Source organism: Streptomyces sp. NPDC005791 (genome assembly GCF_042871485.1).
Classification (GTDB): domain Bacteria; phylum Actinomycetota; class Actinomycetes; order Streptomycetales; family Streptomycetaceae; genus Streptomyces.
The window spans coordinates 260412-280970 of record NZ_JBIAIP010000010.1; the positions used below are offsets into that span (position 1 = coordinate 260412).

The window sequence follows — 20559 nt, forward strand, 5'->3', positions numbered from 1 at the left end:
TGCGTTTCGGAGCCGGGAGCCGTTCCTCCATCAGGAAGGAACACCCGTGCCCGAACCCATGCCCGAGCCCATGACCGGTCGTACAGCCGGCCTCTTGTCCGCCCTGCTCCGCGACGACGCCCCGCCTTTCGCGCTGCTGCGCCGGCGCACGCCCGGCCGGGACCACGACTCCGTCGAGGTGCTGACCGGCGCGGTGCGGGAGGTGGACCGGCTCGCCGACATCCCGGTGGGTGAGCTGCCGTCGCTGGCCCTGGTGCCGTTCCGGCAGATCGCCGAGCGCGGTTTCGACGTGCGGGACGACGGCACCCCGCTCGCCGTACTGGTCGCGGAGGAGGCGTACGAGCTGCCGCTGACCGAGGTGCTCGCCGAGCTGCCCGGCCACGATGTGCGGGTCGAGGACGGCGCCTTCGACGTCGCCGACGAGGAGTACGCGGACGTCGTCCGGCGGGTCATCGACGATGAGATCGGGCAGGGCGAAGGCGCGAACTTCGTCATCCGGCGGACCTTCGGCGGCGAGATCCCCGGCTTCGGCCGGGCCGACGCGCTGGCGTTGTTCCGGCGGCTGCTGGCCGGTGAGCGCGGGGCGTACTGGACGTTCGTGGTGCACACGGGGGGAAGGACACTGGTCGGCGCCAGCCCGGAGGTCCATGTGCGGATGTCCGGCGGGACGGTCGTGATGAACCCGATCAGCGGGACCTACCGCTACCCGGCCGAGGGGCCGAGCGCCGAGGGCCTGCTGACCTTCCTCGGCGACCGCAAGGAGACCGAGGAACTCTCCATGGTGGTCGACGAGGAGCTCAAGATGATGTGCACCGTCGGCGACATGGGCGGTGTGGTGATCGGGCCCCGGCTGAAGGAGATGGCCCACCTCGCGCACACGGAGTACGAGTTGCGCGGGCGGTCCTCGCTGGATGTGCGCGAGGTCCTGAAGGAGACCATGTTCGCGGCGACCGTCACCGGTTCACCCGTGCAGAACGCCTGCCGGGTGATCGAGCGCTACGAGCCGGGAGGGCGCGGCTACTACGCGGGCGCCCTGGCGCTGGTGGGCCGGGAACCCGGTGGCGCGCAGACGCTGGACTCGCCGATCCTGATCCGTACCGCCGACATCTCCGCGTCCGGCCGGCTGCGGGTGCCGGTGGGGGCCACGCTCGTACGCCATTCCGACCCTGCGGGAGAGGTCGCCGAGACCCACGCGAAGGCGGCCGGCGTGCTCGCGGCACTGGGCGTCCGGCCGGGTCGGCGCGGGTCGGAGGCGGGCCTGCCGCGGCTGGCTTCCGACCCGCGGGTGCGAGCCGCTCTGGACGACCGGCGCGGCGGGCTGGCCCCCTTCTGGCTGCGGATGCAGGAGCGCACCCGGCACCTGTCCGGCCATGCGCTGGTGGTGGACGGTGAGGACACCTTCACGGCGATGCTGGCGCACCTGCTGCGCGTCTCGGGCCTGGCCGTGTCGGTCCGCCGGTACGACGAGCCCGGTCTGCGCGAGGCCGTACGGGCGCACCAGGGGCCGGTGGTACTGGGACCCGGGCCCGGCGATCCGGGGGACACGGCCGATCCGAAGATGCGGCTGCTGCGCGGGTTGACCGCCGAACTCGTGCGGGGACACCGCCATGGGCTGCTCGGCGTCTGCCTCGGACATGAGCTGATCGCGGCGGAGCTGGGCCTGGGGATCGCGCGTAAGGCTGTGCCCCACCAGGGGGCCCAGACCCGGATCGATCTGTTCGGCAGGCCCGAGACCGTCGGCTTCTACAACAGCTTCACCGCGCTCTGCGACGAGGCGGCGGCCACGGAGCTGAGCGCGCACGGCATCGAGGCGAGCAGGGACACGGCCTCCGGCGAGCTGCACGCTCTGCGCGGCCGGGGCTTCGCCTCGGTGCAGTTCCACCCGGAGTCGGTGCTCACGCTGCGCGGCGCCACCATCGTGACCGAGTTGCTGGCGGCGCTGCCCGTGCCCGGCTGAAGGACCGGGCTCCGACACTCTCCGACTGACAACTACAGTTGCCACAATCGATTCCGGTAACTATAGTTGTCAACATGGCAGCGAACGAGGTCACGCACACCGAACTGACCGCCCTCGAGCAATCCCTCTGCGACGCCTTGGCCCCCCTCGCAACGGCTCTGCGGGCCCGCGCCTCGGGGCTCCCCGAGGACCGCATGTGGGCGGCGGACCCTGTCGAGGTGTCACTGTCGGTCCTCGCCGGCTGGAAGGTGGTGGACTCGGCGGTCTCGCGGCTGACGGCACGCGCCGCACGGACCGCCGGCTCCTACGGCGCGAGCTACGAACAGCTGGGCGCGGCCTGGGGCATAACGCGGCAGGGCGCCCGCAAGAAGTGGCCCGACGCGGTCGACCGGCCGACGGCAGCGGCGGCGCGGGGCACCGTCGAGCTGTTCGGGGGCACGGCCGAGCTCTTCCTGGAGTCCTCGTCGGGCAGTTGGCGGTGGACGGGGCGGGGTGCGGACGGCACGGACGGCGCGGCCGACGCGGACTCCCCCTGCGGCTCGAAGGAGGAGGCAGCGGCGTACGCGGGCGCGTTCCTGAAGGAGCACGCGGAGGAGCACGCGGGCTAACGAACGGGGAGTGCCGGGACCAGGACGTTGTCGCTGCGGCGGCCCGCCAGGTGGTCGGTGACGTTCTGCACGGTGGCGTCGATGATCTGCTCCACGGCGTCACGCGTGTAGTACGCCTGGTGCGAGGTCACGATGACGTTGGGGAAGGTGACGAGCCGGGCGAGGGTGTCGTCGTCGATGCCCTCCACCGACTTGTCGACGTAGAAGAGCCCTGCCTCCGCCTCGTAGACATCGAGCCCGACACCGGTGAATCTGCCGGCCCTCAGCTCGGTGACGAGCGCGCGGGTGTCGACGAGGCCGCCCCGGCTGGAGTTGACCAGGATCGCGTCGTCCTTCATCGCGGACAGGGCTTCCCCGCCGATGATGTGCTGGGTGGCCGGCAGCAGCGGCACATGGAGGCTGATCAGGTCGGACTCGGCGAAGAGTTGTTCCTTGTCCACGTATCTCATGCCGAGTGCGGCGCAGGCGGGGTTCTCGGCGACGTCCCAGCCCAGCAGATCCATGCCGAAGCCGTGGGCGATCCGGGTGAAGGCCTCACCGATCTTCCCGGTGCCGACCACACCGGCCGTGCGGCCGTGCATGTCCCGGCCGAGGAGCCCGTCGAGCCGGAAGTCGAAGTCCCGGGTCCGGCTCACCGCACGGACGATGCGGCGGTTGACAGCCATGGCCAGGGTCCAGGCGAATTCGGCGACCGAGTGGGGCGAGTAGTACGAGACCCGGGCCACGCGCAGGGCGAGGCGCTCGGCGGCCGCGAGGTCGATGTTGTTGAACCCGGTGGAGCGCTGGGCGATCATCCGCGTGCCGCCCGCCGCGAGGGTCTGCAGGACGTGGCTGCCGAGGTCCGCGTTGACGCTGGTGGAGATGATCTCGTAGCCCGCGGCGATCGGGGCGGTGTCCTCGGTGAGGAAGACGTCCAGGCAGCGGACGTCGTGCAGGCCGGCGAAGGCCTTCTCGATGAGTGGCTTCTCGTCGGACTGCACGCCGAATGCCAGGATTTCCACGACGTCTCCCGGGTGAGGGGGCTGGGCCGGTCCTCGCGAATATACGACCCGCGCCCCCCGGGCGCCGCTCGGCCTGAGCGGGCCCGGCCGCCGACGCGGGATCGTCCACGAGGGATCAGCCGAGGAGGACTGCCGCTTCCGCGTACGGGGCCGGGTCGACCGTCTTCGGGCCGCCGTCGTCTCCACGGTCGGCACCCGCACGGTGTCCGATCCCCGGTGGGGTGACCAGCAGCCGGAGACACCGTCGTGCACCGCGTCGACGGCGGCCCGAAGCGAGTGGCGAGCCGGCGGCCGAAGGCACTCGGTGTGCCGCCGCGCCGGACATGGCCGAACGCTGTGGCTGACCTTCCTGCCGGCACGCCGCTCGATCTCCTCGGCCGGCCGTGCACCGACACCCGAGGGCCGGGTGTGACGCCCTGGGCGACCACCACGATCGGCGCGTGACCCGCCCGGAAACGGGGGCGGACACCTCCACGGCCGCACACGGCGGTAACCCGTCGGGCGTTGGCGGTTGTCCGTCAGACGTCGTCGAGACCTGCCTCGATGGCGTAGCGCACGAGTTCCACCCGGTTGTGCAACTGGAGCTTGCCCAGGGTGTTCTGGACGTGGTTCTGCACGGTGCGGTGGGAGATGACCAGGCGCTCGGCGATCTGCTTGTACGACAGTCCCTTGGCGACCAGCCGGAGTACCTCCGTCTCGCGGTCGGTGAGCTGCGGGACCTTCGGCTGGTCGGGGGCCGCCGGCGCGGGGTCGGAGGCGAGCCTGCGGTATTCGCCGAGGACCAGCCCGGCGAGGCCCGGGGTGAAGACCGGGTCGCCGGCGGCGGTGGCGCGTACGGCGTCGGTCAGCTCCTGGGTGCTCGCCGACTTCAGCAGATAGCCGGTGGCGCCCGACTTCACCGCCTCCAGGACATCGGCGTGCTCGCCACTGGCGGAGAGCACCAGGACACGCAGCCCGGGGAGCGACCCGACGAGCTCCTTGCAGACCTGGACGCCGGGCATGCCCGGGAGGTTCAGGTCGAGCACCAGGACATCGGGGCCGACGGCCCTGGCCCGGCGTAGGGCCCCCGGGCCGTCGCCGGCGGTCGCGACCACCTCGAAACCGGACTCGGCCAGATCGCGGGCGACGGCGTCGCGCCACATCGGGTGGTCGTCGACGACCATCACCGTGATGGTCCGCTTCTCGGACGCCTGTGTGTTCGGTGTACTCATCGGGCCGATCCTGCCTTCCCCCGTGAAACCTTCGGAACCTTCAGTTCGACCTCGGTGCCCTGGCCGGGGACCGAGATCAGCTCTGCTGTGCCGCCCAGATCGCGCAGTCGCCCGCGGATCGACAGGGCGACGCCGAGGCGGCCCTCACCTTCCGCCTGGTCGAGCCTGCCCTCCGGGATGCCCGGGCCGTCGTCCCGGACCGTGACGATCACCTCGTCCGGCTCGTCCTCGACCAGGATCCACGCCTGGGCGTCGGGGCCCGCGTGGACGCGGACGTTGTCGAGCGCCGCGCTCACCGCGGCGGCGAGCTCGCGCGCCGCGCCGGCCGCGAGCAGTACCGGGGCGCCGGGTTCCGCGAACGTGACCCGCGACCCCGCGTGCGGGGCGAGCAGGGCACGCAGATCGGACTCGGCGCCGCCCTCGCCGTCGGAGGCCACCGGGCGGACCACCGCACCGTCGGCGCTGTCCTCCGATACCCGTGTCGTGGGCACCAGGCCGCTGGAGACCAGGGTCCGCAGGGCGACCTCCTGCTCACCGGCCATCCGGCCGAGCTCCGCGGCCTCGCCGCCCAGCGCCGTGCCGCGCCGCTGGACCATGGCCAGGACCTGGAGGACGCTGTCGTGGATGTCACGGGCGAGCCGCTCCCGCTCCCGGGTGGCCGCCTCGATCTCCAGGGCCCGGGCGAGGGTGCGTTCACTGGCCCGGGCCACCTCGACGACGTAGCCGATGGCGATGGAGGCGACCCAGACCAGCACCACGTTGTGGAAGGTGTCCTCGCTGGGCTCGCCGCGCTCGATGATGTTGGCGACGGCGACGAGGGTGGAGGCGAAGGCAGCCCAGCGCCAGCCGCCCTTGAGGGCGAACGCGAGGACGGAACCCGCGGTCCAGATCGACGGGATCGTCGGACCGTCCATGTGCTGGGCGTCGAAGTCGGCAAGCGGGGTCAGCATGATCCCGGTCAGGGCGACGGTGAGGTCCATGCCGAGGAAGCGCTTGGTGCAGCTCGCCGCGTTGGCCACCCTGGGGAGGGTGGCCAGCGTCCAGACGGTGAGGACCGCCAGGAAGGCGACGGCCACCCAGGGCTGCTCGTACTTCGCGCGGCCGAAGCCCGCGAGCAGCGCCGCGTAGGCCAGCGTCAGCACTCGGTACGCGGTCAGTGCGCGCCACAGCGGCTGCTCGACCGACATCCGTACGACCCGTTCCCGCCCGGCCATGGCCCCTCCCCCGGTTCCCGCCCCTGTCATGCTGCCCGCTCCGGACGTCCGTCGGCGCTGCTACGCGCCGGGCCCGTCCGTGCCCTTCTTCTTCGCCGCGTCGGCGATCTGCCGCTTGGCCGCGGTCGCGTAGATGTCCACGTACTCCTGGCCGGAGAGCTTCATGATCTCGTACATCACCTCGTCGGTCACCGAGCGCAGGATGAACCGGTCACCGTCCATGCCCTGGTAGCGGGTGAAGTCCAGCGGCTTGCCGATCCTGATGCCGGGCCGCATCAGCTTGGGCACCACCTGTCCGGGCGGCTGGATCTTCTCCGTGTCGATCATCGCTACGGGGACGACCGGCGCCCCCGTAGCGAGGGCCACCCGGGCCAGGCCGCCGGGCTTGCCCCGGTAGAGCCGCCCGTCGGGCGAGCGGGTGCCTTCCGGATAGATGCCGAAGAGCCCGCCGCTCTCGATCACCTGGATGCCGGACTTGATGGCGGCCTCTCCGGCGCCACGACCGCCGGAGCGGTCCACCGGCAACTGTCCCACGCCCTTGAAGAAGGCGGCGGTGAGCTTGCCCTTGATCCCCGGCGCGGTGAAGTACTCCGCCTTGGCGATGAACGTCACCTTGCGGTCGAGGACGGCCGGCAGGAAGAAGGAGTCGGAGAACGAGAGATGGTTGCTCGCGAGGATCGCCGGCCCGTCCGCGGGAATGTTCTCCAGGCCCTCCACCCACGGCCGGAAGGCGAGCTTCAGAGACCCGCCGATGGAGAACTTCATTGCGCCGTAGATCAACTCGGGTGCCTCCTGTTGTGCCGTCCGACAGACCTTAACCTGTGGGGCCTCGGCCACCCCGCCCGCTCGTGGACCGGTGTCCCCCCGGCGGATACGCCCGCAGACGCCCTGCGGGTGGCGGCTGCTCGGGGGTGACGGCCCTGGTCGGTGTCGGTCCGGTCGCGTACGGTGAAGTCATCCTTCTGCACCCCCGTACCCCCGCCCGCTTCATGAACAGGAGACCCCGGTGCCGGTCCTCCCTGGAGCCGAGCCGTTCCGCCACGAAGGCGGAGAGGTCGGCGTCCTCCTCTGTCACGGATTCACGGGTTCGCCGCAGTCGCTGCGCCCCTGGGCCGGTCATCTGGCGGACCGCGGACTGACCGTGTCGCTCCCGTTGCTGCCCGGGCACGGGACGCGCTGGGAGGACATGGCGGTCACGGGCTGGCAGGACTGGTACGCCGAGGTGGACAGGGAGCTGCGGGCGCTGCGGGCGCGGTGCGAGCAGGTCTTCGTCTTCGGCCTGTCGATGGGCGGTGCCCTGGCGCTTCGCCTCGCCGCGAAGCACGGAGACGAGATCGCGGGTCTGGTGCTGGTCAATCCGGCGAACAAGGTGCACGGCCTGTCGGCGTACGCCCTGCCGGTGGCCCGGCATGTGGTGCGGACGACGAAGGGGCTGACCAGCGACATCGCCCTGGACGGTGCCGAGGAGGTCGGCTACGACCGGGTGCCGCTGCACGCCGCGCACTCCGTGCGGGCGTTCTTCCGGCTGGTCGACGCGGAACTGCCCCAGGTCACCCAGCCGCTCGTGCTGCTGCACAGCCCGCAGGACCACGTCGTGCCGCCGGCCGACTCGGCGCGGATCCTCAGCCGGGTCTCGTCGAGGGACGTCGAGGAGATCCTCCTGGAACAGAGCTACCACGTGGCGACGTTGGACCACGATGCGGAGCGGATCTTCGACGAGAGCTACCGGTTCATCGACCGCCTCGCACCCGACGCTGGCAAGAAGGGGAGCATGACCGGTGGCTGAGCACGACGCGGACCGCGCGGGCAGTGACGAGGAGCGCGAACCGCGCCCCACGGAGGGAGCGGACGTGCCCGAGAGCACGGAGGGGGCCCGGCCGCTCGACGAGGCCGCCGCCTGGGAGGCGATCGTCGCGGGGTACGGGGAGGAGCCGCCGGACCCGCCGGGCGCAAAGCCGTTCAAGTCGGTCGAGGACCTGGCCCTGCTGGAGGACGACCAGCTCAATGTCCTGGACCCCTCCACGGAGTCCGGCGCGGGCGACGACGCGGACAAGGGCATGGGCGGGAAGGCACCCTCCGGCCCGCCGGAGAAGAAGCCGCTCGGCGGTTCGGTCGTCTTCGCCCCCGGGGTGGGTCCGCGTGACTACGGTCTGGAGGAGCCCAAGGACAGCGGCATCGACGACGCGGACGACGGCGAGGAGGGGCACTTCGTCCCGCCGGAGCCGCCGCCGCTTCCCGAGGCCGATGTGACGGCGAAGTTCGCGTGGCTCGCGGTCGTCGGCGGCCCGGTCCTGATGCTGCTCGCGGTGCTGATGCAGTGGGAGATGACGTGGTGGCTCACCACACTCTCCATCGGTGGCTTCCTGGGCGGCTTCGCCACCCTGGTGGCGCGCATGCCCCATGACGACGAAGAGGACGACGACCCGGGGCGCGGCGCGGTCGTCTGAGCGGGGCCTCGGCTCAGCCCCCTGCGGGGACCCTGAGGGCGGCCAGTACGGGCAGATGGTCCGTGGCCGCCCGCAGGTCCGCGCCACTGACGCCGGGCAGTTCCGTGGGCACCCCGCAGCCGAGCACCTCGATGCCGTCGGTCGCGAACACCGCGTCGATCCGCTTGCGCGGCGCCGAGGGCGGAAAGGTGAGCTCGCCGCCCCACGGCCGCTCGGCCCGGCAGTCCTGGAGCCGCCCGGCCAGCCGCCGGAACGCGACCCCCTCCGGTTCGTCGTTGAGGTCGCCGGCGACGACGGCGTGCGGGACGCCCATCGCGTCGACCCTGTCCAGCAGCATCCCCGCCTGCGCCTGCCGCTCCTCGCGCCGCAGGCTCAGATGACAGCTCACGACGCCGAGCCTGGCCCCGGCGATCCGTACGACCGCCGTGGCCAGGCCCCGCCGGTGCAGCCCCGGTGTGAGCGGCAGCAGCACGTCCTCGGTGCGCTCCACGGTGGCGCGCAAGGAGCAGAGCAGCAGGGGCCCGGACGCCGTGGCACCACCGCTGAGGACGACCAGGTCGGTCATGGCGGCGAGCCGGGCCGCCGCCTTGCGCCACCGGAAGAAGCGAGGGGCCTCCTGTACGCACACCAGGTCGGGTGCGCAGGCACGGATGACACGGGCCAGCGCCTCGGTGTCGTCGCGCAGCGCACGTACGTTGTAGCTGAGTACCCGGATGACGGCCGAACCGTCCGGCTCGGTACGGGAGTCGGGCAGGGGCATCGGCGTGGTGACCATGGCACGCACGATACGACGGACGCCCGCCGCTCCCCGGAGGGCGCGGCGGGCGTCGGACGTGCCGTGGTGGAGGTCAGCCCTGTCGTGCCAGGTCCGCCGCGCCCACGAGACCGGCCTTGCCGCCCAGTTGGGCCGCGAGGACCTGGGCGTGCGGGCGCCACTCGCCGCCGATCAGCCAGCGCCGGAACGACTTGCGGATCGGGTCGAGGACCAGTTCACCCTCGTCCGAGACGCCGCCGCCGACGATGAAGGCCGACGGGTCGAAGAGCGAGGCGAGGTCGGCCAGGCCGGCTCCGGCCCAGCGGGCCAGCTCACGGAAGGAGTCGACGGCCACCGGGCAGCCCCGCCGGGCGGCCTCGCTGATGTGCTTGCCCTCGATGCCCTCCACGGAGCCGTCGCCGAGACCCAGCAGGATCGTGGCGTTCTCCGGGGTGGCGTTGGCGCGCTGCTTCGCGTACCGCACGAGGGCGCGCCCGGAAGCGTACTGCTCCCAGCAGCCCTGACTGCCGCAGCCGCAGAGCAGCCCGTCCGGGACGACCCGGATGTGACCGAATTCCGCCGCCACACCGAAGCGGCCGCGGCGCAGCTTGTTGCCGATGATGATGCCGCCGCCCAGGCCGGTGCCGAGCGTGATGCAGATGACGTCGTCGTGGCCCTGGCCGGCGCCGAAGCGGTATTCGCCCCAGGCCGCGGCGTTGGCGTCGTTCTCCACCACGACGGGCAGGCCGACGCGCTGCTCGACCTTGTCCTTGAGCGGCTCGTGGCGCCAGTTGATGTTCGGCGCGAACAGCACGGTGGCACGCTTGTCGTCGACGTATCCGGCCGCGCCGATGCCTACCGCCTCGACGTCGTGTCCCTCGCTCGCTCCGGACACGGCGGCGCTGATCGCGTCCACGATGCCTTCGGCCGTCGGCGGGGTCGGTACCTTGAACGTCGAGAGGATCCGGCCCTCTTCGTCGACCACTCCAGCCGCGATCTTCGTGCCGCCGATATCGACGCCGATGGTGAGTCCCATGAATCCCTCAGTTTCGGTCGAGCCCCGCTACGGCCAACCGTACCCGAGCCGGGGACGGGTATTTCCTGCCCAGGGTCAGTCCAGGTCGATGTGTTCGCTGCCGCCGGGGCCCTCGTCACGCGGGTCCGCCGGGTTCTCGGCCGCCTTCTTCGCCTGACCCGAGGTGCCCCCGGCGCCTTCGGTGCCCCGGGTCCAGCGGCTTTCCTGGCCCTCGACGGCGGATCGGTAGGCGGCCAGGAGCTCGTTGCCCGCGGCGGCGAGATGATCGAAGAGCTCCGGGTTGCGCTCGATGACGGGCTCGACCGCGGACTTCGCCTGCCGGATCACCTGCTGGACGGTGCCCTGGGCCGCCATGCCGAGCAGCGGCGACTGCAGCGAGGAGACCTTGTCGGACACCGCGTCGATCAGTTTGCGCAGCTCCTCGGCGGCGGAACCCGGCTGCTGTCCGTACCGGGCCCGACGGCGGGCCTTCTCCGCCTCGAGGTCCTCGGCGCAGGCCTCCGCCCACGCGTCGTCGTCGACGGGACGATCGGTGGCTTCACTCATGGCGGACTCCTGCGATGCGGTTTGCTGCGTGGCCGTACGAGCCACGTACTCCCGACGTTACCCGAACGGTGGCACCCCGTTCATTGTGTCCGGGGCCAGAGCCCGGGGTCAGGTGTGAACCGGACACGCAGGACTCCGTCGGTCAGCGCGGCTCCGCTGACGGAGCAGCGGCGCAGCGCGGACTCCAGGCGCACGATCCGGTGGAACGGTCCTGCGGTGAGGAGCAGTTCGTCGCCACGCCGGACCAGCCTGAGGTCCTCCTTGACGGCGCCGGGCAGCGGCAGGCACCAGGCTATGACGCCGTCCCCGGCGTCCTCGGTCCACCAGGTGCTCCCGGCGTGGCCCGTCGCCGAGCCCTCCGGTGCCAGGGCTCCGTCGCAGCTCCCGTCGAGCAGGGCCAGGTCCTCGACGGTGCGTGGTTCGCGGCCGAGGTGGGCGATCTCGCGTACGGACGTACCAGGCGCCCACTGCTGGTGCCAGCTGTCCAGGGACTTCTCCTGCCGGGCGGCGAGATCGGCGAACCAGGGGTCGGCGGAGTGCCGGGGCAGGACACGGGAGGCCACGACGGAGTCGACGCGCAGTCCGTGCAGGGCGAGTCCGGTACGGGCGCTCCTCAGCGCCTCATCGGCGGCCGGGCCCGGTTCGGCGACCAGCCGCACGGTGGTCGCGTCGTCCTCGATCAGCGCCTCGACAGCGGCCAGTTCGGCGTCCTTGCGGGCGGCGGCCTCGTACAGCCACTGGGCGGGCATGGGGACGCCGGCCAGCTGGGCGAGCACCGGGCGCAGGGCGCGGGCGGCCTGGCGTTCGCGGGGCAGGAGGCGCCGCAGATAGCGGCGCAACTGCCCGGGCAGGGCCAGGAGGGCGAGTGCCTCGGTCAGCGGGGGCAGATCGACGACGAGGACCTCGTAGCCGTGCTCTGCCCAGTCCCCCTCGGCCACCCGGCGCAGGGTGTGCAGGACGGCGAGCTGGGAGCTGCCCGGCAGTTCGGTGAGCTCCTCGGCGTCGAGCCGGTTGGCGCCGAGCAGGTCGAGCACCCCGGACGCCCGGTCCTGGAGTTCGAGCAGTTCGCCGCGGAAGTGCGCTGCGGAGTCGACGCGGGCGCAGAAGAGCCGCTCGGCGACCGCTGCGGGGTCGGGGCCGGCGGGGAGGGCGGGCACCGCGTCGACGGAGACCAGGAGCGTGCGACGGCCGCCGCGTGCCGACGCGAGCGCGGTCGCCGCGGCGACGGTGGTACGGCCTGCGCCGCCGGGGCCGGTGACGAGGACCGTACGCACGGGATCAGGCCTTCGGGACGGACTCGACGCGCTTCTTCAGTCCGGCGAGGGCGCGGTCGATGATGACCTTCTCGGCCTTGCGCTTGATCATGCCGAGGAGCGGGATCTTGACGTCCACGGCGAGGCGGTAGGTGACCTCGGTGCGGTCGCCGTCGCCCAGCGGCGCCAGCGCATAGCTGCCGTCGAGTGCGCGGAGCATCTGGGACTTGACCAGGGTCCAGCTGACCTCGTAGGGGCTGTTCCAGGTGTAGGCGAGGACGTGGTCGTCCTTGATCGCTCCGGCGTCCAGGACGAGACGGACCTGCTCGGCTCGGCCCTGGTCGTCGCTGGCCAGGATCTCGGACTCCTTCACCTCGCCGGTCCACTCCGGATAGCGGGCGAAGTCGGCGATCACTCCCATGACGTCGGCCGGTGCCGCCTCGATCGTGATGCTCGAGCTGGTGTGTTCAGCCATCGCCGTGGCCCTCCAGTGCGGTGTACCGGTCGCGTTCGGCAGAGGCCTGCCGTGTGCAGGCTATCGCGTGCGGGCGGCCCTCCCGCCCGCGCCCCGGCCCGCGGCCGACGGGCCGTGTCGCTCACCACTCCAGGGCCCACGGGCGCCCGCTCGAGGCGAAGTGGCCGACATTGACGCACTCGGTGGCGCCGATCCGCATCCGTCGGACCAGCGGCTGGTGCACATGGCCGAAAACCGCGTAGCGGGGGCGGGTGCGGTGGATGGCGTCCAGCAGCGCGCGGCTGCCGCGCTCGAAGCGCCGGGCCACGGTGTCGTACGTCAGCTCCGGGACGTCCGGCGGTATGTGCGAGCAAAGGACGTCCACCGGTCCGAGCGCCTCGACCTTGGCGGCGTACTCCTCGTCGCTGATCTCGTACGGGGTGTTCATGGGCGTCCTGAGGCCGCCGCCGACGAATCCGAAGACCCGGCCGCCGATCTCGACCCGTTCACCGTCCAGCACGGTGGTACCGGGATTGGCGTATTCGGGCCACAGCGTGGGCACGTCGACGTTGCCGTAGGTGGCGTAGGTCGGGGTGGGCATGACCGCGAACATCTCGGCGTACTGCTTGCGTACGGCGGACAGGATGGCCGCGTCGCGGTCCAGGCCGGCCCACAGCTCGCGTCCGAAGGCACGCGCCTCCTCGAAGCGCCGTGCGGTGCGCAGCTCGACGATGCGGTCGGCGCTGGCGACTCCGAACAGGTCGGGGAAGATGCCGCGCGAATGGTCGGCGTAGTCGAGGAAGAGGACCAGGTCACCCAGACAGATCAGGGCGTCCGCGCCGTCCCCGGCGCGCGCCAGCGCCTCCGCGTTGCCGTGCACGTCGCTGACCACGTGTACGCGTGTCCGTCGGGTGGGGGTTGTGTGCTGATTGTGCGGTGTGCCGACTCGCATGGAGATCACCCTAGGTCTCCACCCGCTGCTCTGGGTAGAGGCCGTCGGACCTGCGATTACTTCCGGACCGGGACACGAGTGGACTAATGTGCGCCGAAGGACCGCGGATATGTGTGATGCATAAGACATCTGGCCGGAAACCCCTTTCCGGAACCGAGTACCGGTGGGTAACGTCCCGCCAGTCCAGTCGTGCTCACCCCACTGAGCATCTGCCAGTCTTGGACCGATCCGGTGCGTCGCACAGAGCCGTGGAACCGGAGCCCGATGAGGAGCAGCAGTCTTGCGCGAGTTCAGCCTTCCGGCCCTGTACGAGGTCCCTACGGACGGCAACCTGACGGATCTCATCCGCCGCAACGCCGCTCAGCATCCCGATGTCGCGGTGATGAGCCGGAAGGTGGCCGGTGTCTGGACCGACGTCACGGCCACCCAGTTCCTCGCCGAGGTCGCAGACACCGCCAGAGGCCTGATCGCGTCGGGTATCCAGCCCGGCGACCGGGTCGCGCTCATGTCCCGCACCCGCTTCGAGTGGGTCCTGCTGGACTTCGCCATCTGGAGCGCGGGCGCCGTCACCGTCCCGGTGTACGAGACCAGCTCCCCCGAGCAGGTCCAGTGGATACTCGGTGACTCGGGCGCGGTCGCGGTCGTCGTGGAGAGCGCCGCCCACGCGGAGTCCGTCACCGCCGTGCGGGACGGGCTCCCCGGTCTGCGGCACGTCTGGGAGATCGACCGGGGCGCCGTCGGCGAGCTCGTGGCGGCGGGAGCCGGGGTCTCGGACGAGACGCTGGACCTGCGCATGGTGAGCTCCAAGGCCGACGACCCGGCGACCATCGTCTACACCTCGGGCACCACCGGCCGCCCCAAGGGCTGTGTGCTGACGCACCGCAGCTTCTTCGCGGAGTGCGGCAACGTCGTGGAGCGGCTGAAGCCCCTCTTCCGTACCGGCGAGTGCTCCGTCCTGCTCTTCCTGCCCACCGCGCACGTCTTCGGCCGGCTGGTCGAGGTCGCCTCGGTGATGGCGCCGATCAGGCTCGGCTGCGTGCCGGACATCAAGAACCTCACCGATGAGCTGGCCGCGTTCCGGCCGACACTGATCCTCGGTGTGCCGCGGGTGTTCGAGAAGGTGTACAACTCGGCGCGGGCCAAGGCCCAGGCCGACGGCAAGGGCAAGATCTTCGACCGGGCCGCCGACACGGCGATCGCGTACAGCCGGGCGCTGGGCACACCTGAGGGGCCCACGTTCGGCCTGAGGATCAAGCACAAGATCTTCGACAAGCTGGTGTTCGGCAAGCTGCGCACCGTCCTCGGCGGCCGTGGGGAGTACGCGATCTCCGGCGGCGCACCGCTGGGCGAGCGGCTCGGCCACTTCTTCCGCGGTATCGGCTTCACGGTGCTGGAGGGCTACGGCCTCACCGAGACCTGTGCCGCCACGGCCTTCAATCCGTGGGACCGGCAGAAGATCGGGACGGTCGGCCAGCCGCTTCCGGGCTCGGTCGTGCGGATCGCCGACGACGGCGAGGTGCTGCTGCACGGCGAGCACCTGTTCACCGGCTACTGGAAGAACGAGGCGGCGACGGCCGAGGCGCTGGCCGACAACTGGTTCCACACGGGTGACATCGGCACGCTCGACGAGGACGGCTATCTCGCGATCACGGGCCGCAAGAAGGAGATCATCGTCACTGCGGGCGGCAAGAACGTCGCCCCCGCGGTGATCGAGGACCGGATCCGCGCACACGCCCTGGTCGCCGAGTGCATGGTGGTCGGCGACGGCCGGCCGTTCGTCGGTGCGCTGCTCACCCTCGACGAGGAGTTCCTCTCCCGCTGGGCCGAGGAGAACGGCAAGCCGGCCGGTTCGACGGCGGTCTCGCTGCGGGAGGACCCCGAGCTGCTGGCCGAGGTCCAGCGGGCGGTCGACGAAGGCAACGCGGCGGTGTCCAAGGCGGAGTCGGTGCGTAAGTTCCGCATCCTGGGTGCGCAGTTCACCGAGGAGGCGGGCCACATCACGCCGTCGCTGAAGCTGAAGCGCAATGTCGTGGCGAAGGACTTCGCGGACGAGGTGGAGTCGATCTACCGCGGCTGAGCCGACCTGCGAGTGGGGCCCGCGCCAGTCACGGTGCGGGCCCCACTCGCAGGTCGGCTCAGAGCAGCGTCTTCAGCTGTCCGGCGAGCAGGTCCCAGCGCCACTTCTCCTCGACCCACGCCCTGCCCCGCTCCCCCATGCGCCGGCGCAGCTCGGGGTCGCCGAGCAGGGTGACGATCCGGTCGGCGGACTCCTCGGGGGAGCCGCCCCGCACCACCCACCCGGTCTCACCGTCGAGCACGGCGTCCGGCGCGCCCCCCGAGTCGCCCGCCACGACCGGCAGCCCGGTCGCGGACGCCTCCAGGTAGACGATGCCGAGGCCCTCGACGTCGAGCCCGCCGCGCCGGGTGCGGCAGGGCATGGCGAACACGTCACCGGCGCCGTAGTGCGCGGGCAGTTCCTCCCAGGGCACGGGTCCGGTGAAGCGCACGGAGTCCTCGACACCGGTCTCGGCCGCCAGCTTCTTCAGCTGCCCCGCGTACGGTCCGCCGCCCACGACGAGCAGGACGGCGTCCGGCACCCGCGCCAGGATCGCGGGCATGGCCAGTATGAGGGTGTCCTGGCCCTTGCGCGGCACGAGCCGTGACACGCACACGACGACGGGCCGGTCGGTGAGCCCGAGCCGGGCCCTGACCCGGTCGCCGCCGGAGGCCGGGTGGAAGGTCTTCTCGTCGACCCCGGGCGGCAGCTGCACCATGCGTCCGGCGGCCTGCGGGGTGAGCGCGGCGGCGATCCTGGAGCGGGTGTACTCGCCGAGGTAGGTGATCGTGTCGGTGCCCTCGCCGATGCGGCGCAGCAGCTGCCGGGACGCGGGCAGCTGGGCCCATCCCGCCTCGTGGCCGTGCGTGGTCGCCACGATCCTGCGGGCGCCGGCCCTGCGCAGCGTGGGCGCCATCAGCCCGAGGGGGGCGGCCGCGCCGAACCACACGGAGGAACAGCCGTGTTCGCGCAGCAGCCGGACCGCCTGCCGCGTGACCCCCGGGGTGGGCAGCAGCATGGTCGTACGGTCGCGTACGACGGTGAACGGCTGCTCGGCGTCGAAGGCGGCGGTGGCCTCGGCGCCCTCCGCGCCGCGCTTCCAGGTGGAGGCGTAGACGACGAGCCGCTCGGGGTCCATGCGCAGCGCCATGTTGTGCAGGAAGGCCTGGATGCCGCCGGGGCGGGGCGGGAAGTCGTTCGTCACGATCAGCGTCTTGTCCATCGCCGCCGACAGTACCGGGCGGCCCGACGGCCCTGCCTGACGGCTCCCGCACAGCCGGGGCCTGCATCATGGCGTGCATGACGGTCAGGACAGGTACGAGTGGCCGGTGGGGCCGGGGGCTGTCCCTCGCCGTATGGGGCCTCACCCGGGCGGTGCTGCTGCTCTGCGTCTTCAAGGTGTTCACGGTGCCGGGCCCGGATGTCACGGTCGACGTCTCGGTTATCTACCGGGGCTGGTACGAGGTGCTCCATGCCGGTTCCTACCCGCTGGACGACGTCACCTGGCAGTACCCTCCGGCCGCGGCGCTCGCCGTGCTCTCCCCCGATCTGCTGCCCTTCCTGGAGTACGCCTCAGCCTTCTTCGTCCTCGTATTCCTGTGTGACGCACTGGTGTTCGGGTTGCTGCTGTACGCGGGGAGCCGCCCGGGCATGCGCGACGCGGGGGCGTGGCTGTGGGTGGTCGGTGTGCCGCTGCTCGGGCCGACGGTCTACGCACGCTACGACCTGATGGTGACGGCCGTCGCGGTGGCGGCACTGCTGGCAGGGGTGCGCCACCCCAGAGTGCTGGGGGCGCTGGCCGCATTCGGCACCCTGCTGAAGGTGTGGCCGGTACTGGTGCTGGTGGGCACCGCCAAGGGAAGGGCCACACGCCGGTCCTGGTCGTCGGCGGTGGTGACGGCCGTGGTACTTGCGTCGGCGGCCGCGGTGGCGGTGCCCGGCGCGTTCGCCTTCCTGACCTTCCAGCGGGACCGCGGGCTGGAGATCGAGTCGCTGGGCGCGCTGGTCTTCCATGTGGCCCGGCAGTTCGGCTGGGAGGGCCGGGTGGAGCTCCGCTACGGCTCGATGGAGTTCGCCGGTCCGCAGGTGGCACTGGTGAGCACGCTGGCCCTGGCGCTGAGCGTGCTCGGCTTCGGCTGGCTGCTGGTGTGGCGGTTCCGCGCCCGTACGTTCGCGGTGCACACCCCGGCGGACGCGGCGTTCACCGCGGTGCTGCTGTTCACCGTGACCAGCCGGGTCATCAGCCCCCAGTACATGGTGTGGCCGCTCGGTGTCGCCGCGGTGTGCCTGGTGTTCCGGGGCAGCCGCATGGCGGTGCCCGCGTGTCTGGTCGTGGTGGCCACCGCTGTCACCGTGCTCGAGTTCCCGCTGGGCTTCGCGCACGTCGTGGCCAGTGACGCGGAGGGCGTGGCGCTCCTGGCCGTACGCAACGGTCTGCTCGTCGCGGCGACGCTCGGCGCGGGGCGGAGGCTGTGGCGCGCCACCGTGCCGGGGGCGCGGGAGGTGCGCGGGGCGGAGCGGATCAGCCGAGCCGGTCGCGCAGGTACGCACGCCAGCGCGCCGTGAAGTCCTGAGGCGTGGTGCCGAGCACGGTGTGCAGGGCCTGCTCCACGGCTCCGTCCCGCTCCGAACGGCTCCCCACGGCCTTGTAGAAGGCGATCAGCTCCTCCTCGCCCCAGTCCCGCGCGATGAGCTCGCAGGCCATCCAGCCGCCCTCGTACGCCCGGGAGAGCCGCGCCGGGTCCTCACCGAAGCCGAAGTCCTCGTCGGTCGGCAGGTGGGCGGGCAGGTCGCCGGCGCGGACCGCCTCGGCGAGCTCCGGTGCGACCTCGAGGGCGGTCCGGCTCTCCCGGCGATAGGCGGCCCGGTCAGCGAAGCCCTCGGACAGCCAGACGGGCGTGGCGGCGGAGGTGTGGGCCCGGGTCGCCACATGGGTGGTCTCGTGGGTGAGGACGACGCGCTGCCCGAAGTCGCCGAGCATTCCGTACGCCTGCGGATTGACGATCACCCGGTCGGCGGGGGCCCGGCCGCCCCCGCCGACCTCGCCGGTGGTGACGGCCGCGATGCCCCGGTAGCTGGACACGGGTGCGTCCAGGAGCCCCGCCATGTCCTCCACGGACCCGGGGACGAGCACCACGACGCGCTCCGCCCAGGGCTCCGGCCAGGAACCCGTGACGGCCGGGACGGCCCGGTCCGCGGTCGCGGCGATCCCGCGCAGCTCCGCCGTCCGGCGGCCGACCCCCAGGACCAGGCTGTGCGTGCCCCGTACGACCGCGACGTCACCCTGCTGCCAGAGCTGTTCGGGGGCACCGTCGGCGGCCCGGTCGGCGGCGACGTACCAGGTGCGGCCCTCGCCGCGGCGGACCAGCTCCACCGTGCGGGAGGAGGACATGGAGGCCATGTCGTAGCCCTTGATGCGGTAGCGCAGTTCGACCTCGGCGATCACCCGGTCCGCGCCCGCGTCCGTCACGTCCCTCACCTCGTACGCCCAGGACTCCAGCGGTACGTCGGCGAGGTTGTGCAATTCGGTGCGCTGGGCGGCCCGGAAGGAAGCGGCCCGGGGGTCGATCGCGGCCAGGTACGCGTCGGTGTCGTGCCCCATGACCGCCGCGGCCCGCCGGTCCAGCGTGGCACCGACCTCTTGGACGGTGACGCCGGTCGCCGTGTCCCGGGGGGCCGAGCACGCGGACGCGAGCAGCAGGACGCCGAGCACGGCACCCGCCGTGCTCCGCCCGCGGTGTCCCCGCCTCGCGTCCCGCGTTCGAACAGCCACCCGCCGATCGTACGGTCAGAGCGGTCACAGCGGCGCCCCGCCGGTGACCTGTGGTCTCCGGCGGGGCGGGATGTCACTGAAGCGTGCCGCGGTTCACCCGTCAGGCGTCAGACGCGGACACCGAACTGGAAGGAGCCGAGGTACTCCATCGCCTCGTAACGCACGTTCGTGCCCGGGTACGGGGCGTGCAGGACCTGGTTGTTGCCTGCGTAGATGCCGACGTGCGAGGTGTTGCTGAAGAAGACCAGGTCGCCCGGCTTCAGCGCGCTGCGGCCGATCCGGACACCGTCGTTGACCTGCGTGTAGGTCGTGCGGGAGATCTGGACGCCGGCCTGGCCGAAGGCCCACTGGGTCAGACCCGAGCAGTCGTACGAGTTGGGGCCGGTGCCACCACGGAAGTACGGCTTGCCGATCTGCGTGGCAGCGGCCTGCAGGGCGGCGGCGCCTACGCCGGACGCGGGGGCCTCCTTGCCGAGCTCCACCCGGTCGCCGGCGGCACGGCTGGCGCGCTGATCGTCCGCGACCATCTTGGCGCGCTCGGCGGCGGTGAGGGTGTTCAGCAGCTTCTGCGCGTCGGCCAGCTTGACCTGGTACTTCTTCTTGTTCGCATCCAGCGTCTTGCGGACGTCGGCGAGGTCGTCGAGCTTGCTCTGCGCCTCCTTGCGCTGCTGCGCGAGAGTGCGCTGCTTGGCCTGGATCTTCTCCAGCGACTGGGCCTGCTTGGCCGTCAGCTGGTCGAGCGCGGAGGCCTGGTCGAGGAAGTCGTCCGGGTCCGTGGAGAGCAGCAGCTGCACCGACGGGTCGAGACCACCGGAGCGGTACTGCGCGGTGGCGAGCGAACCCAGCTCGCCGCGCAGGGTGTTCAGCTCCTCCTGCCCGCGGGCGACCTTGTCCTGGAGGGCGTCGGTCTGCTCCTTGAGCTTGTCCTGCTGCTCCTTGGCACCGTTGGCCTTCTCGTTGACGATCTCGGCCTCGTGGTAAAGCTTGTCGACCTTCGCCTTGACCTCGCTCTTGGTCGGCTTGGGGTCGGCGTGGGCGGCCTGGGAAGTCAGGGCCACGGCAGCGGCGGCGGTCGCGGTGAGCACGGTCACGCGAGCGCGGCTCGGCTGCTTGGGACGACGGTGGGACCCCACGAAGGCGAGCTCCTTCTTCCTTGAACCGCCTACCGGGCTGTGGGGGGATACGAACGGATCCCCGGCTCCGTACACGTCACGGACTCGGCGGTCCCTTCGCCGTTACCCCGGGTGGGCAATCAACCGTGCGAAGGTTCGAGGCCTGACCCTAGTGACCATCTTGTG

19 protein-coding genes are annotated in these 20559 nt (G+C 71.8%); 6 read left to right on the top strand and 13 right to left on the bottom strand.

The genetic code is table 11. The features are described from left to right. The first annotated feature begins 58 nt into the window (after window positions 1-58). Together ACFYSH_RS21395 and ACFYSH_RS21400 are read left to right on the top strand one after the other, a co-directional pair. Window positions 59-1957, top strand: a complete 1899-nt coding sequence (locus tag ACFYSH_RS21395; protein ID WP_359466473.1) for an anthranilate synthase family protein — start codon at window positions 59-61, stop codon at window positions 1955-1957. A 74-nt stretch (window positions 1958-2031) separates the two neighbouring features. Next, the gene (locus tag ACFYSH_RS21400) at window positions 2032-2565 is read left to right on the top strand and encodes a hypothetical protein (protein WP_359466438.1); all 534 of its coding nucleotides are present in this window, start codon (window positions 2032-2034) and stop codon (window positions 2563-2565) included. Here ACFYSH_RS21400 and ACFYSH_RS21405 read toward each other — a convergent pair. From ACFYSH_RS21405 to ACFYSH_RS21420, 4 genes are all read right to left on the bottom strand, one after another. Beyond that, window positions 2562-3566, bottom strand: coding sequence for a 2-hydroxyacid dehydrogenase (locus ACFYSH_RS21405; protein WP_359466440.1), 1005 nt, complete (start codon window positions 3564-3566; stop codon window positions 2562-2564). The genes ACFYSH_RS21400 and ACFYSH_RS21405 overlap by 4 nt on opposite strands. Window positions 3567-4084: 518 nt before the next feature. After that, window positions 4085-4777 carry a response regulator transcription factor gene (locus ACFYSH_RS21410; RefSeq protein WP_359466442.1) on the bottom strand — a complete coding sequence of 231 codons (693 nt, stop codon included), beginning with the start codon at window positions 4775-4777 and terminating at the stop codon, window positions 4085-4087. Next, the gene (macS, locus tag ACFYSH_RS21415) at window positions 4774-5991 is read right to left on the bottom strand and encodes a MacS family sensor histidine kinase (RefSeq protein WP_359466443.1); all 1218 of its coding nucleotides are present in this window, start codon (window positions 5989-5991) and stop codon (window positions 4774-4776) included. The genes ACFYSH_RS21410 and macS overlap by 4 nt, the downstream gene beginning before the upstream one ends. Before the next feature lie 60 nt (window positions 5992-6051). Beyond that, window positions 6052-6771: a lysophospholipid acyltransferase family protein gene (locus tag ACFYSH_RS21420; protein ID WP_359466445.1), complete on the bottom strand. Its 720-nt coding sequence runs from the start codon at window positions 6769-6771 to the stop codon at window positions 6052-6054. A 226-nt stretch (window positions 6772-6997) separates the two neighbouring features. Here ACFYSH_RS21420 and ACFYSH_RS21425 point away from each other — a divergent pair, with 226 nt between their 5' ends. Both ACFYSH_RS21425 and ACFYSH_RS21430 read left to right on the top strand, forming a co-directional pair. After that, a complete protein-coding gene (locus ACFYSH_RS21425; RefSeq protein WP_359466446.1) occupies window positions 6998-7777 on the top strand; it encodes an alpha/beta fold hydrolase in 780 nt (259 codons plus the stop codon). After that, window positions 7770-8438 carry a hypothetical protein gene (locus ACFYSH_RS21430; RefSeq protein ID WP_359466448.1) on the top strand — a complete coding sequence of 223 codons (669 nt, stop codon included), beginning with the start codon at window positions 7770-7772 and terminating at the stop codon, window positions 8436-8438. Before ACFYSH_RS21425 ends, ACFYSH_RS21430 begins: the two co-directional genes overlap by 8 nt. 13 nt (window positions 8439-8451) lie before the next feature. Here ACFYSH_RS21430 and ACFYSH_RS21435 read toward each other — a convergent pair whose 3' ends face one another. From ACFYSH_RS21435 to ACFYSH_RS21460, 6 genes are all read right to left on the bottom strand, one after another. Continuing rightward, window positions 8452-9213 carry an endonuclease/exonuclease/phosphatase family protein gene (locus ACFYSH_RS21435; RefSeq protein WP_359466450.1) on the bottom strand — a complete coding sequence of 254 codons (762 nt, stop codon included), beginning with the start codon at window positions 9211-9213 and terminating at the stop codon, window positions 8452-8454. 73 nt (window positions 9214-9286) lie between these two features. Next, a complete protein-coding gene (locus ACFYSH_RS21440) occupies window positions 9287-10228 on the bottom strand; it encodes an ROK family glucokinase (RefSeq protein WP_359466451.1) in 942 nt (313 codons plus the stop codon). A 75-nt stretch (window positions 10229-10303) separates the two neighbouring features. Further along, window positions 10304-10774 (bottom strand): DUF5304 domain-containing protein, encoded by a 471-nt coding sequence (locus ACFYSH_RS21445; protein ID WP_359466452.1) that lies wholly within the window; start codon window positions 10772-10774, stop codon window positions 10304-10306. A gap of 80 nt (window positions 10775-10854) precedes the next feature. Beyond that, a complete protein-coding gene (locus ACFYSH_RS21450; RefSeq protein WP_388754435.1) occupies window positions 10855-12048 on the bottom strand; it encodes an ArsA family ATPase in 1194 nt (397 codons plus the stop codon). A gap of 4 nt (window positions 12049-12052) precedes the next feature. Next, on the bottom strand, window positions 12053-12502 hold the full coding sequence (locus ACFYSH_RS21455; RefSeq protein ID WP_359466455.1) for an SRPBCC family protein: 450 nt from the start codon (window positions 12500-12502) through the stop codon (window positions 12053-12055). A 121-nt stretch (window positions 12503-12623) separates the two neighbouring features. Beyond that, complete coding sequence (locus ACFYSH_RS21460) at window positions 12624-13433, bottom strand: metallophosphoesterase (RefSeq protein ID WP_388754438.1); 810 nt, start codon at window positions 13431-13433, stop codon at window positions 12624-12626. A gap of 280 nt (window positions 13434-13713) precedes the next feature. Between ACFYSH_RS21460 and ACFYSH_RS21465 the strand changes: the two genes are divergently transcribed. Continuing rightward, on the top strand, window positions 13714-15510 hold the full coding sequence (locus ACFYSH_RS21465; protein ID WP_388754440.1) for an AMP-dependent synthetase/ligase: 1797 nt from the start codon (window positions 13714-13716) through the stop codon (window positions 15508-15510). Between the two features lie 58 nt (window positions 15511-15568). Here the strand turns inward: ACFYSH_RS21465 and ACFYSH_RS21470 are convergent, their stop codons facing one another. Further along, window positions 15569-16711, bottom strand: a complete 1143-nt coding sequence (locus tag ACFYSH_RS21470; RefSeq protein WP_359475877.1) for a glycosyltransferase family 4 protein — start codon at window positions 16709-16711, stop codon at window positions 15569-15571. Window positions 16712-16788: 77 nt separating this feature from the next. On the opposite strand from ACFYSH_RS21470, the gene ACFYSH_RS21475 reads away from it, so the two are divergent. Next, entirely contained in the window at window positions 16789-18054 is a 1266-nt protein-coding gene (locus ACFYSH_RS21475; protein WP_388754443.1) for a glycosyltransferase 87 family protein, read from the top strand. Here the strand turns inward: ACFYSH_RS21475 and ACFYSH_RS21480 are convergent. Both ACFYSH_RS21480 and ACFYSH_RS21485 read right to left on the bottom strand, forming a co-directional pair. Further along, entirely contained in the window at window positions 18011-19261 is a 1251-nt protein-coding gene (locus ACFYSH_RS21480; RefSeq protein WP_388754446.1) for a hypothetical protein, read from the bottom strand. The two genes, ACFYSH_RS21475 and ACFYSH_RS21480, sit on opposite strands and share 44 nt — an antisense overlap. Window positions 19262-19368: 107 nt before the next feature. Then, entirely contained in the window at window positions 19369-20394 is a 1026-nt protein-coding gene (locus tag ACFYSH_RS21485; protein ID WP_359475868.1) for an NlpC/P60 family protein, read from the bottom strand. Between the last annotated feature and the right edge of the window lie 165 nt (window positions 20395-20559).